Source organism: Cupriavidus sp. KB_39 (assembly GCF_052114485.1).
GTDB lineage: Bacteria > Pseudomonadota > Gammaproteobacteria > Burkholderiales > Burkholderiaceae > Cupriavidus.
This window is the reverse complement of the sequence record NZ_JBFREV010000004.1, coordinates 15351-27468: the sequence shown is the minus strand read 5'-3', so window position 1 is coordinate 27468 and position 12118 is coordinate 15351. Positions and strand designations below refer to the sequence as shown.

The window sequence follows — 12118 nt, the reverse complement described above, 5'->3', positions numbered from 1 at the left end:
GAACCTGGACGCGCATGATTGCCTACCTGCTCAAACGCATCCTGCTGATGATTCCGACCCTGATCGGGGTCATTACGCTGACTTTCGTCGTGATCCAGTTCGTGCCGGGCGGCCCGGTCGAGCAGATGATGCTCGAACTCAAGGGGCGCGGCGGTGGCGGGGAGGCCAGCGGTGGCGGGGCGGAATACCGCGGCCGGCGCGGCGTGGACCCGGACAAAATCAAGGAAATCCAGGCGCTCTATGGCTTCGACAAGCCGCCAATCGAGCGCTATTTCATGATGCTGAAGCGCTTCGCCCAGTTCGACCTGGGCCAGAGCTACTTCCAGCACCGCAGCGTCTGGGAGCTGGTGAAGTCGAAACTGCCGGTGTCGATCAGTCTCGGGCTCTGGACGTTTTTTCTGACTTATCTGATATCGGTCCCGCTCGGGATCTCGAAAGCGATCCGGGCGGGCAGCCGCTTCGATGTGATCAGCAGCATGATCGTGCTGGTKGGCTACGCGATTCCGGGCTTCGTGCTCGGGGTGCTGCTGCTGGTGCTGTTCGGTGGTGGCACGTTCGTCCAGTGGTTCCCGCTGCGCGGGCTGACGTCCGACAATTGGGACCAGCTCACGCTGATGGGCAAGGTCATGGACTACCTCTGGCACCTGGTGCTGCCGATCACGGCGTCGGTGGTGGGCAGCTTCGCCGTCATCACCATGCTGACCAAGAACGCGTTCCTGGAAGAAATCCGCAAGCAGTACGTGCTGACCGCGCGGGCCAAGGGCCTGGCGGAGCGGCGCGTGCTCTGGAAACACGTGTTCCGCAACGCGCTGATCCCGCTCGTCACCGGCTTCCCGGCGGCGTTCATCGGCGCGTTCTTCACCGGCTCGCTGCTGATCGAGACACTGTTCTCGCTCGACGGGCTGGGCCTGTTGTCCTATGAAGCCGTGCTGCGCCGTGACTACCCGGTCGTGCTCGGCACGCTCTACCTGTTCACGCTGATCGGGCTGGTGACGCGCCTGATTTCGGATGTCTGCTACGTGATGGTCGACCCGCGCATTCACTTCGAGGGCATGCACCGATGAGCATTCTCTCCCACGGCGCGGTGCCCAACGGGCTGCCGCACTCGCCGTCGCCGCGCCAGCGCGCGTGGCAACGCTTCCGCCGCAACCGGCTGGGCTACTGGAGCCTGATCCTGTTCGTGGTGATCTTCGTCCTGAGCCTGTGTGCCGAGGTGCTGTCGAGCGACCGCCCGCTGGTGGTGCGCTACAAGGGCGAGTACTACTTCCCGATCGTCAAGGTCTACCCGGAAACCACGTTCGACGGCGATTTCCCGACCCGTACCGACTACCTCGATCCCTTCATCCGCGAACGGATCACCACGCACGGCAATTTCGCGGTGTTCCCGGTGAATCAGTATTCCTACGATTCGCTGAACTACTTCGCCAAGGAGCCGAATCCGGCGCCCCCCTCGTCCGAGAACTGGCTGGGCACCGACGATCGCGGCCGGGACGTGCTGGCGCGCCTGATCTACGGCTTCCGCGTGTCCGTGCTGTTCGGCATGGCGCTGACGATCATCGGCGTACTGGTCGGCACGCTTACCGGGGCGCTGATGGGCTTTTTTGGTGGGCGTTTCGACCTGTTCTCGCAGCGCGCCATCGAGATCTGGAGCTCGATGCCCGAGCTGTACCTGCTGATTATCTTCGCGTCGATCTTCGAGCCGAGCCTGGCGCTGCTGATCATCCTGCTGTCGCTGTTCGGCTGGATGGGGCTGTCCGATTACGTACGGGCCGAGTTCTACCGCAACCGCTCGCTCGACTATGTGAAGGCGGCGCGCGCGCTGGGCCTGTCCAATGTCCAGATCATGTGGCGCCATATCTTGCCGAACAGCCTGACGCCGGTSATCACCTTYCTGCCGTTCCGKATGAGCGCGGCCATCCTGGCGCTGACCAGCCTCGACTTCCTGGGTCTGGGCGTGCCGCCGACGACGCCGAGCCTGGGCGAGCTGCTGGCGCAGGGCAAGGGCAACCTCGATGCCTGGTGGATTTCGCTGTCCACGTTCGCGGTGCTCGTTATCACGTTGTTGCTGCTGACCTTTATGGGCGACGCGCTGCGGGATGCCTTCGATACGCGCCTGGGGCTGGCCCAGTTGCGTGGTCGTGTGGAGCCTAAGGCGCCTGCGGGAAGTCCCGCTGCGGAGGCCGTGCAATGAGCCTCGCCGCAACGTTTCCTGACGCCGTGGCCCCGCCGGCGCCCGGCACGCAATTGATGTGTGTGGACCGACTGTCGGTGACCTTCGGCGAGGGCGAGCACGCCACGCGCGCCGTGCGCGAGGTCAGCTTCGACCTGCGCGCTGGCGAGCGCTACGCGCTGGTGGGTGAGTCCGGCTCGGGCAAGACCGTGACCGCGCTGGCCATGCTCCGGCTGGTTGGCGACGCCCACTACCAGGGCGCCATTCGCTTCGAAGGCCAGGACCTGCTGCGCGTGTCCGGCCGCGAGATGCGGCGCATCCGCGGGTCCGAGATCGCCATGATCTTCCAGGAACCGATGACGGCCCTGAACCCGCTTTACACCATCGGCAACCAGATCGTGGAGACGCTGGCGCTGCACGAGGGCCTGGACCGCCGCGCCGCGCGCGACCGTGCCATCGCGCTGCTCGAGCGAACCGGCATCAGCGACGCCGCCAACCGTTTCAACAGCTTCCCGCATCAGCTTTCGGGCGGCCAGCGCCAGCGCGCGATGATCGCCATGGCCCTGGCCTGCCGGCCCAAGCTGCTGCTGGCCGACGAGCCGACCACGGCGCTCGACGTGACCATCCGCGCCCAGATCCTGGATCTGCTGCGCGACCTCCAGGCCGAGTTCGGCATGGCGGTGATGCTGATCACCCATGACCTGAACCTCGTGCGGGCGTTCGCGCAGCGTGTGGGGGTGATGGAGAAGGGCGTGCTGGTGGAGTCTGGCGAGACGGCCGAGGTGTTCGGCAATCCGCGCCATCCGTACACGCGCAAGCTGATCGACAGCCGCCCGCGCCGCGAGGTGCTGCCGCTGGTGCCACTGGCGCCGGTGCTGCTGGAGACCGATGCGCTCTGCGTCAACTACGCCAAGAAGCGCGCCGGGTTTGCCGGCTGGTTCTCGAAGGAGCAGTTCGCGGCCGTGAAGGACGTGAACCTGCAATTGCGCGAAGGCGAGACTGTCGGCATCGTCGGCGAGTCCGGCTCCGGCAAGACCACGCTGGCTCACGCCGTGCTGGCGCTCCAGCGCCAGAGCAGCGGGGCGATCCGCTTCCTGGGGCGTGCGTTCGACGCCTGCACGCACAAGGAGCGCAGTGCGCTGCGGTCGCGCATGCAGGTGGTATTCCAGGACCCGTTCGGCTCGCTGTCGCCCCGGATGACCATCGAACAGATCGTGGGTGAGGGCCTCGCCCTCCATCAGCCGGGGCTGTCGCCCGAGGCGATGCGCGAGCGCGTGATCGAGGCCCTGCGGGAGGTCGGGATGGACCGGACGGCGCTGGGCCGTTATCCGCACGAGTTCTCTGGCGGACAGCGGCAACGCATCGCCATCGCGCGAGTTTTGATCCTCAAGCCGCAGGTTCTGGTGCTAGATGAGCCGACTTCTGCACTTGACGTCTCGATCCAGCAACAGGTGCTGGCGCTGCTTTCCCAGCTCCAGCACAAGTACAACCTCAGCTATCTGTTCATCAGCCATGATCTAGCGGTGATTCGTGCGATGGCGCACCGCGTCGTCGTRATGAAAAATGGTGAAGTGGTCGAAGCGGGTGAGACGGAAACCGTACTCGGCGCACCGCAGCATCCGTATACGCGCAAGCTGATGGCGGCCGCACAGTTAGGGGTCGTCTGAATGATGTGCGGCGCAGCACGCATGCCGCACTAGCATGACAGCGCGATGTATCACATCGCCGTTATGCGGAATACGAGAAAAAAGATACGTTTTTCACGCTAGCTCATTGATTTGGCTGCGATTTCGGGCGAATTTGTAACCATCTTTGACACGATAATGACAGTCATTTACTATCCCGCGATACCTATTTTTGGGGGTGGTCTGTCGGTCGCATGCTGACCTTTGGGAAGGTCAACCACGCATGCGAATCGTGCACGGTACGCTGGCATATGTCTTGCGTACATACCGCCCTGATGTCTAGCGTTTGTCCGGCAATGTCTGACATGCCGGTCAGATAAGTCCGATTATCAGGAGAACCAATGCAACGAACGGTACTTCATTCCCTGGCGCGCGCCGCTATTGGAATTGCCATTGCATGCGGTGCGACTGTGTCGAATGGAGTGCTGGCGGATACGGTGTTCAAGGACCCGGACGCCCGGATCGATGCCCGCGCGGAACTGAGCGCGGATGCCCATCCGGAAGGCAAGCGTGGCTTGCTGTCGTCGGTGATGAACTCCACCAGCAACGTTGCCAGCAAGGCTGGCGACCTGGTCATGAACGCGCTGGGCCTGATTGGCGTGCGTTACCGCTTCGGCGGTAACAGCCCCGAATCCGGCCTGGACTGCAGCGGCTTCGTCCGCTACGTGTTCAACGACACCTTCGGCTTCGTGTTGCCGCGTCGCTCTGTCGAAATCAGCAAGGTTGGCACCACTGTGGCGGTCAACGAACTGCGTCCGGGTGACCTGGTGTTCTTCAACACCATGCGTCACACGTTCTCGCACGTCGGCATCTATATTGGCGACAACAAGTTCGTGCACGCGCCGTCCACCGGCAGCAAGATCCGCGTGGACGACATGCGTGCCAGCTACTGGGTGACACGCTACAACGGCGCGCGACGCATCGACGATGCCCAGCGCGGCGACGCCGACAACGGCATGGGCAACATGGTCGAGACGCTCAAGCGCTTCGACCCTGCTGCCCAGGGTCGGTCGCTGTACGGCGGCTGAACCGGCTGCTCGCCAAACAAAAAGGACTGCCTCGGCAGTCCTTTTTTATCGGGCTCGACATACAAATAAGACAAATACCCCACTAAAGGGTGACATGATGCGTCACATGAAGTGACACGAATTGTCACGAAGCGAGCCCATGTCCTGACAAGGATTGTCGTTTTACCCCACTATTGGGTGGTAACAATGCCGGTTGGCAGCTGGCGCGTACGGGCGAGAGCGAGCTTGTCGCGCAGGCTCGCCAGTACTGCCGCCGTGGCTTGCTCGCCGGCCAGGATCGCGCGGTTGCGCGCCGTGAAGTCGCTGCCGCTCATGTCGGGCAGGTCAGGGCGGATCACGATGTCCGCGCGCGCCAGCGCCATCTTGTTGATCGACTGACCCATGATGGCCGTGGTCTGCAGCAGCACGCCGCTCTGGCCGCCATTCTTTTGGCTCGACGGATCGGCCGAGATATTCACCGCGATCACGAACTCGGCGCCCATCTCGCGCGCCGCATCCACTGGCACCGGCTCCACCAGCCCGCCATCGACATAGTCATGGCCCTGGATCGACACCGGCTGGAACACGCCCGGCACGCTGCTGGACGCGCGCACGGCCTGGCCGGTATTGCCGCGCCGGAACAGGATCCGCTCGCCGGTCTTGAGATCGGTGGCGACGATGCCCAGCGGCAGCTTCATCTGTTCGATGGTGCGCTGCTTGACCAGCCGGTTCACATAGTTCTGCAGCGCCTCGCCCTTGAGCCAGCCACCGAACTTGGTGCCGAACGGCAGCGCCCAGTCGGCGATGGACGCCTCGTCCATGGTCAGGGCGAGCTTGTTCAGCGTGAAGCCATCCATGCCGGACGCGTAGAGCGCCGCCACCACCGACCCGGCACTGGTACCCGTGACGATATCGGGATGGATACCCTGCGCCTCGAGCGCCTTGATCACGCCGATATGTGCAAAGCCGCGCGCCGCGCCGCCGCCCAGCGCCAGGCCGATGCGCACCGGGCGCGGCGGCAGCGTGGCCACCGGCGGCGTGACGACGGGCTGGGTCGGCAGGGTGGGGGTCGGCTTCGGGCCGGTGGAGCAGGCCGCCAGCAGCATCGCCGCGGAGGCGCCCAGGAAATGGCGTCGTTTCATCGAGGAACGGGAATCTACGGGAAGTGATGCCGGCGCCGTGCGAGGCGGCATCCGAGGTCTCAGACCGGTGGCAGGATAAATGATTCCGGCCGGCGCGTAGCGAAAAAGCGGCGGCGGGCAGGGCGTATAATGCGCCATTCCTCGAATCTGGCCTGCGCGCCGCTGTGCGCGGGCCTTTTTGTTTCTCTCCGCCATGACACAACGCGTCCGCACCCGCTTCGCGCCGAGCCCGACCGGGTTCATCCACCTCGGCAACATCCGCTCCGCGCTCTATCCGTGGGCCTTCGCCCGCCGCATGCAGGGCGATTTCATCCTGCGCATCGAGGATACCGATGTCGAGCGGTCGTCCCAGGAGGCCGTCGACGTGATCCTGGAGTCCATGGCCTGGCTCGACATGGACATCGACGAAGGTCCGTTCTACCAGATGCAGCGCATGGACCGCTATCGCGCGGTGGTGCAGCAGATGATGGAGACCGGCCTCGCGTACCACTGCTACATGAGCACCGAGGAACTGGACGCGCTGCGCGAAGCCCAGCGCGCCGCCGGCGAGAAGCCGCGCTACAACGGCTTCTGGCGCCCCGAGCCGGGCAAGGTCCTGCCCGAGCCGCCGGCCGGCGTGCAACCCGTCGTGCGTTTCAAGAACCCGATCGGCGGCAGCGTGGTCTGGGACGACGCCGTGAAGGGCCGCATCGAGATCTCGAACGACGAGCTGGACGACCTGGTGATCGCCCGTCCCGACGGCACGCCGACATACAACTTCTGCGTCGTGGTCGATGACCTCGACATGAAGATCACCCACGTGATCCGCGGCGACGACCACGTCAACAACACGCCGCGCCAGATCAACATCATTCGTGCGATGGGCGGCCACGTGCCGGTCTACGCGCACCTGCCGACCGTGCTGAACGAGCAGGGCGAGAAGATGAGCAAGCGCCATGGCGCGATGCCCGTGACCGGCTACCGCGACGAGGGCTACCTGCCCGAGGCCGTGCTGAACTACCTCGCGCGCTTGGGCTGGGCGCATGGTGATGCCGAGATCTTCTCGCGCGAGCAGTTCATCGAGTGGTTCGACCTGGAGCACCTGGGCAAGTCGCCGGCGCAGTACAACCCTGAAAAGCTGGCTTGGCTCAACAACCACTACATCAAGGTGGGCGATAACGCCCGTCTGGCCGATCTGACGCGCCCCTTCATCGAGGCGCTGGGCGGCAAGGTGGAAGGCGCGAGCCTGGCCGACGTGATCGCGCTGGTCAAGGATCGCGCCAATACGCTGAAGGAAGTGGCCCAGGCCGCGATGCTGTTCTATCGCGGCGAGCCGCAGGCGGATGCCGCGCTGCGCACAGAGCACCTGACCGACGAGATCCGCCCGGCGCTGCAGGCGCTGGCCGCGCAACTGGCCGCGCTGCCTGAGTGGAAGCGCGAGGGCATCAGCGCCACGTTCAAGGCAGTGCTGGCCGAATTCGGCCTGAAGATGCCGAAGCTGGCTATGCCGGTGCGCCTGCTGGTGGCGGGGCAGTTGCAGACGCCGGGCATCGACGCGGTGCTGGAACTGTTCGGCCGCGAGACGGTGCTGCGCCGCCTTGCGGCAGCCTGAGAAAAGTGCGGAAAAATCTCGGCAGGGGCTTGCGCTCGGGCCGGGATTTCAGCATAATCTCCTTCTCCCTGCCGCGCGGCAAAAACCACGCGGATCGGTTGAAAGGCCGAAAAAGGGACTTGCAAAGCGGTTGGATTGCTATATAATCTCGGCTTCGCCGGAATCGTAGTAAATCCCGCGACAGCAAGAAGCAGTAAATGACAGTAACATTGGGGCTATAGCTCAGCTGGGAGAGCGCTTGCATGGCATGCAAGAGGTCAGCGGTTCGATCCCGCTTAGCTCCACCAAGTTTCTGTCCCCTTCGTCTAGAGGCCTAGGACATCACCCTTTCACGGTGAGTACAGGGGTTCGAATCCCCTAGGGGACGCCAAAACAGTAGGGCGTAATCAAACGTCCAGCTAGTCGTCCGAAGCAATAGCTTCGAGCGGCGAACCAACACGGAGCGGTAGTTCAGTTGGTTAGAATACCGGCCTGTCACGCCGGGGGTCGCGGGTTCGAGTCCCGTCCGCTCCGCCAAAACTGAACCCGCTTGGGTAAAACCAAGCGGGTTTTTCTTTGGGTGAGAGGTTGATTATCTGATAATCGCCTCGCGGTTTTTGGCGAAAGCAAATGCCACATGGCAGTTGCACTTCGAAAGAAAATCGTAATATAATCGCGGCTTCGCTGAAACGCGATTATGCAGTACTGGTAGTAAAGGGCAGTACCACGGGGCTATAGCTCAGCTGGGAGAGCGCTTGCATGGCATGCAAGAGGTCAGCGGTTCGATCCCGCTTAGCTCCACCAAGGATTTCGAGGCACCGACCCAGCAAAAAAGGTGCCTCAGTCGTTGAAAAGTCTGTTACAGTTACGGACTTCGCAGCGCAGACGGAAACGTTGCAACAAGTTTCTGTCCCCTTCGTCTAGAGGCCTAGGACATCACCCTTTCACGGTGAGTACAGGGGTTCGAATCCCCTAGGGGACGCCAAAACAGCAGGGCGTAATCAAACGTCCAGCTAGTCGTCCGAAGCAATAGCTTCGAGCGGCGAACCAACACGGAGCGGTAGTTCAGTTGGTTAGAATACCGGCCTGTCACGCCGGGGGTCGCGGGTTCGAGTCCCGTCCGCTCCGCCAATATTAAAAATGCCTGCGCAAGCAGGCATTTTTTTTATCCTTCGCTTCCCGTTATTGCATTGCGTGACCCGCCTTTAAATCATGCGGGTTTGCTCACCCGCATGAAATACCGTACCAGCAGCGTGCCGGCCAAGGCCAGGCTGATACTGTTGCCGAACCAGAAACCGGCGGCGCCGCGTGTCCACTCGGGTAGCGCGTCGATCAAGCCGAATCCCATCACATACCCACTACCCAGCCCCACGCCCCACAGCGATCCTGCGTAGATCAACGTCGGAATCAGGGCGATCTTGTACGCGCGCAGGATGAAGGCGGTCATGACCTGCACCGCGTCAAATGCCTGATAGAACGCGACGAACAGCATCAACGGCAGTGCCTTGGTGACTACAGTCGGATCCTTGGCGTAGGCCTGCAGCAGCGGCTCGCGGAGCAGCCACAGCAGGGCGCCTGTCAGCAGCGCCAGCCCGGCCCCGAAGCGGATGCCGCGCCACGCCAGCCGGCGTGCCCCAGCCAAGTCACGCGCGCCAATCGACTGGGCCACCAGCGTGGACGTGGCAATCGCCAGMGAGAGCGGCATCATGTACGCTACCGCGCTCAGATTGGCGATGATCTGATGCCCGGCCAGCGTCTCGGTACCGAGTCGTGTGATGAAGATCGACATCAGCGTGAACGAGGTGATCTCGATCAGATAGGTCAGCCCCATCGGCACGCCCAGCCGCAGCAGCGGGCGGATCTTGCTCCAGTTTGGCCACTCCCAGCCGGCAAAAAGCGCCAGCGGCCGGTAGGCGGCGCCGGTGCGCAGGATCAGCAGGCCGGCGATGCACCAGGTCCAGCTGATCAGCGTGGAGGCCAGTGCGCAGCCCGGACCGCCCATCGGCGCCAGCCCCAGTCCCCCATGAATGAACCACGCGTTGAGCGGCACCTTCATCGCCAGCCCGGCGATCTGGAGCACCGTCACCATGATCGGCCGCGACAGCGCGTTGTTCAGCGCCATATAGATGCGGAAGCTCAGCGCGGCCGGCAGGCCGAACGCCACGATATGAAGATAGTGCGAGGCCTTCTCGACCAGCTCAGGCGGCGCCTTGGCAAACGTGAGCAGCGGCCCAGGGAACAGCAGCAACAGCATGCCCGGCACGGCCAGTGCCACACCCAGCCACGCGGCCTGGCGCACTTCGCTGCCAATCTCGGCGGTGCGGCCCGCGCCATAGAGTTGGCCGGCGATGGGTGCCAGCGCCTGGAGCACCCCCATCAGGCTGATATAGATGGTGATGTAGATGGAGCCGCCCAGGCCCACGGCGGCGAGGTCGGTAGCGGAGGCGCGCCCGGCCATCACCGTATCGATGACGCCGAAGGCCACCACCGCGAGTTGTCCGACCAGGACGGGCGCGGCGAGGTGGAGGATGCGGCGAATGTCTTGCAGCGCGCTGCTCATTGTTCTTGTCGGAAAGCATGGCGCGCCGGCTCAGTCGTGAGTCCGGCGCGTGAGGGGGGCGAGGGGCGTCCTGCGCGGAGGATTAAGGCTGGCGCGGCAGGCGGCGCGGCACCGTGGGCCGGGGCGGCGCAGCGCGGCCAACATCGACCAGCCGGTACAGGCGGAAGCGCTCGTCCCGGTCCGCAGGCCGGCGGCCTTCCCAGACCAGCCGCCATTCGAAGTGCGAAATGTTGCCGGGCGGGCCGTAATCCACGGCGTCGTGGCGCAGCAGCACGTCGCAGCCGTCATCGGGCCCGCCAAAGCGGATATGGCCGTAATACGAGAACGACGCCAGTTGCGCATTCCCCATGCGGATCGGCTGCACGCAGGTATAGGTCGACGGTAGCGCCATCGAGGCGGCTTGCGCCACATCGCGATAGGTCTTGGCGTAGTTGATGGCGGGCAGCCACAGCGTCATGGCCATCACCCACATCAGCGTCGTGCCGGCGGCCGAGATCACCACCGGGCGCCAGATCTGCTTGGGCGCACGCGACAGCCGCCAACGCACCACCAGTACCCAGGCCAGCGTCACCGCCAGCGCGATCACCACCGCGCTCCAGGTGAACGAGTGCTGGAAGCCCGGAATCAGCCGGTACACGTTGTTGGCGATCTTGGGCGGAAAACCGGTCGTGCGGGCGATCCACATGAACCAGAGGAAGCCGCAGAAGATCGTGAAGAACAGCAGGGCGAACCAGTCGATCGCGTTGATTACGCCACGCGCCAGCGTGGGCAATGCGAAGGCAGCCAGCACGGCCATCGGCGGCAGCAACAGGATGAACTGCACGTCGCCGGGGCTGCGTTGCAGCACCAGCAACAGGAGCAGTGTCGTCAGCATCGACAGCGGCAGCGCTACGTGGGCCGCGCGCCGCATGCCACGCCACGACAACCACGCCCAGACGGCCACCGGCCAGACCGGCCACGCGAACAGGAACAGATTTCGTGCGATGAAGCCGGCCGCGGCCAGTGACGGCCCGCCATAGGTGCGACGGTCGTAGCGGGCCCACTCGCGGATGAAGGTGACAGCCTCGTCGCGGTCGGCCGCGCCCAGGTACACCATCGCCATCCACGCGCCGACGATGGCCAGCGCCAGCGGCAGGCCAATCCCCGCCAGCCACTTCGCGGGCAGCGGCCGGCAGGCCACGGCGGCAAGGGCCGTGGCGAGCAGCAGGGCGGCGGCCAGGATCGGCCCGCTGGACAGGCACAGCGCGCCCAGCCCCACGCCGTACCAGAGGCTGCCCTGCACGGGCTTGTCCAGGCTGCGCACCAGCCCGTACAGCATGAAGGCGATAAAGCAGACCTGGCCGACCTGCGCCGTGGTTTCGTGCCCGCGCATCGCCAGCCCCACGCATGCCAGGAACAGCAGCAGCGCGCCATCGGCCAGCGCACGGCCATAGGAGCGCGCATCGGGCTGGCCGCCGAACGCGAACGCGAACGGCTGCACTTCGTCGCGCCGGCCGAGCAGGTAGGTGGAATACCAGATGAAGGCGCAGGTGCCGAAGTAGAACAGCGCCGTGGCCAGCCGCGACGCGTCCGGGGCGCCGAGCCAGCCGCCAAACAGCCGGATCATGATGCCGCCGAGCCAGAACACCAGCGGGCCGTCCTCGCTGAACGGCCGGCCGGCGATGTTCGGCATCAGCCAGTCCTGTGTACCGCCGGTGGCGAGCTGCCACATCACGCCGAAGCCCGCCGCATCCTCGTTCTTCCACGGATCGCGGCCGAACAGGCCGGCCAGCCCGTAGATGATGCAGATGGCCAGCAGCAGGGCGCGCGGCAGCGCGCCGGTGGCGGCGGCGGTCAGGTGGACGGGAGAGGTCTTGGCTTGACTCATCGGCGGTGAAATCGTAGGCAGCAACAATCGGCTGCACAAAAGCAAAGAGGCAGCCGATGCTGCCTCTTTGTCAGGTCGCGCGCGGCGGGAGCATCTGTTCCCTCGTGCGCGGCATGC

At 64.5% G+C, this 12118-nt stretch carries 8 protein-coding genes and 6 tRNA genes; 11 read left to right on the top strand and 3 right to left on the bottom strand.

The window, feature by feature from the left end; translation table 11 throughout:
• Positions 1-14 precede the first annotated feature (14 nt).
• From AB4Z27_RS04080 to AB4Z27_RS04065, 4 genes are all read left to right on the top strand, one after another.
• Complete coding sequence (locus tag AB4Z27_RS04080; RefSeq protein WP_092289763.1) at positions 15-1064, top strand: microcin C ABC transporter permease YejB; 1050 nt, start codon at positions 15-17, stop codon at positions 1062-1064.
• Positions 1061-2191 (top strand): ABC transporter permease, encoded by a 1131-nt coding sequence (locus AB4Z27_RS04075; RefSeq protein ID WP_092289762.1) that lies wholly within the window; start codon positions 1061-1063, stop codon positions 2189-2191. The genes AB4Z27_RS04080 and AB4Z27_RS04075 overlap by 4 nt, the downstream gene beginning before the upstream one ends.
• Complete coding sequence (locus tag AB4Z27_RS04070) at positions 2188-3837, top strand: ABC transporter ATP-binding protein (protein ID WP_441590498.1); 1650 nt, start codon at positions 2188-2190, stop codon at positions 3835-3837. The genes AB4Z27_RS04075 and AB4Z27_RS04070 overlap by 4 nt, the downstream gene beginning before the upstream one ends.
• A gap of 359 nt (positions 3838-4196) precedes the next feature.
• Complete coding sequence (locus AB4Z27_RS04065; RefSeq protein WP_092289758.1) at positions 4197-4883, top strand: C40 family peptidase; 687 nt, start codon at positions 4197-4199, stop codon at positions 4881-4883.
• A 170-nt stretch (positions 4884-5053) separates the two neighbouring features.
• Here AB4Z27_RS04065 and AB4Z27_RS04060 read toward each other — a convergent pair whose 3' ends face one another.
• Positions 5054-6004 (bottom strand): patatin-like phospholipase family protein, encoded by a 951-nt coding sequence (locus AB4Z27_RS04060; protein ID WP_441643941.1) that lies wholly within the window; start codon positions 6002-6004, stop codon positions 5054-5056.
• A gap of 193 nt (positions 6005-6197) precedes the next feature.
• Here AB4Z27_RS04060 and gltX point away from each other — a divergent pair, with 193 nt between their 5' ends.
• From gltX to AB4Z27_RS04025, 7 genes are all read left to right on the top strand, one after another.
• Positions 6198-7595: a glutamate--tRNA ligase gene (gene gltX, locus AB4Z27_RS04055; protein ID WP_441643940.1), complete on the top strand. Its 1398-nt coding sequence runs from the start codon at positions 6198-6200 to the stop codon at positions 7593-7595.
• A 211-nt stretch (positions 7596-7806) separates the two neighbouring features.
• Positions 7807-7882 (top strand) — tRNA-Ala (locus AB4Z27_RS04050).
• Between the two features lie 7 nt (positions 7883-7889).
• Positions 7890-7965 (top strand) — tRNA-Glu (locus AB4Z27_RS04045).
• 69 nt (positions 7966-8034) lie between these two features.
• Positions 8035-8111 (top strand) — tRNA-Asp (locus AB4Z27_RS04040).
• Between the two features lie 191 nt (positions 8112-8302).
• Positions 8303-8378, top strand: a tRNA-Ala gene (locus AB4Z27_RS04035).
• Positions 8379-8483: 105 nt separating this feature from the next.
• A tRNA-Glu gene (locus AB4Z27_RS04030) sits at positions 8484-8559 on the top strand.
• Between the two features lie 69 nt (positions 8560-8628).
• A tRNA-Asp gene (locus AB4Z27_RS04025) sits at positions 8629-8705 on the top strand.
• Between the two features lie 79 nt (positions 8706-8784).
• Here AB4Z27_RS04025 and AB4Z27_RS04020 read toward each other — a convergent pair.
• A complete protein-coding gene (locus AB4Z27_RS04020) occupies positions 8785-10134 on the bottom strand; it encodes an MATE family efflux transporter (RefSeq protein ID WP_092289752.1) in 1350 nt (449 codons plus the stop codon).
• 82 nt (positions 10135-10216) lie between these two features.
• Positions 10217-12001, bottom strand: a complete 1785-nt coding sequence (locus AB4Z27_RS04015) for an ArnT family glycosyltransferase (RefSeq protein WP_441590497.1) — start codon at positions 11999-12001, stop codon at positions 10217-10219.
• Positions 12002-12118 lie beyond the last annotated feature (117 nt).

What these genes read in the sequence shown, in the direction of transcription:
- AB4Z27_RS04065 (WP_092289758.1), top strand. Translation starts at nt 4,197, where the DNA reads ATGCAACGAACGGTACTTCATTCCCTGGCGCGCGCCGCTATTGGAATT.
- AB4Z27_RS04060 (WP_441643941.1), bottom strand. Translation starts at nt 6,004, where the DNA reads ATGAAACGACGCCATTTCCTGGGCGCCTCCGCGGCGATGCTGCTGGCG.
- gltX (WP_441643940.1), top strand. Translation starts at nt 6,198, where the DNA reads ATGACACAACGCGTCCGCACCCGCTTCGCGCCGAGCCCGACCGGGTTC.
- AB4Z27_RS04015 (WP_441590497.1), bottom strand. Translation starts at nt 12,001, where the DNA reads ATGAGTCAAGCCAAGACCTCTCCCGTCCACCTGACCGCCGCCGCCACC.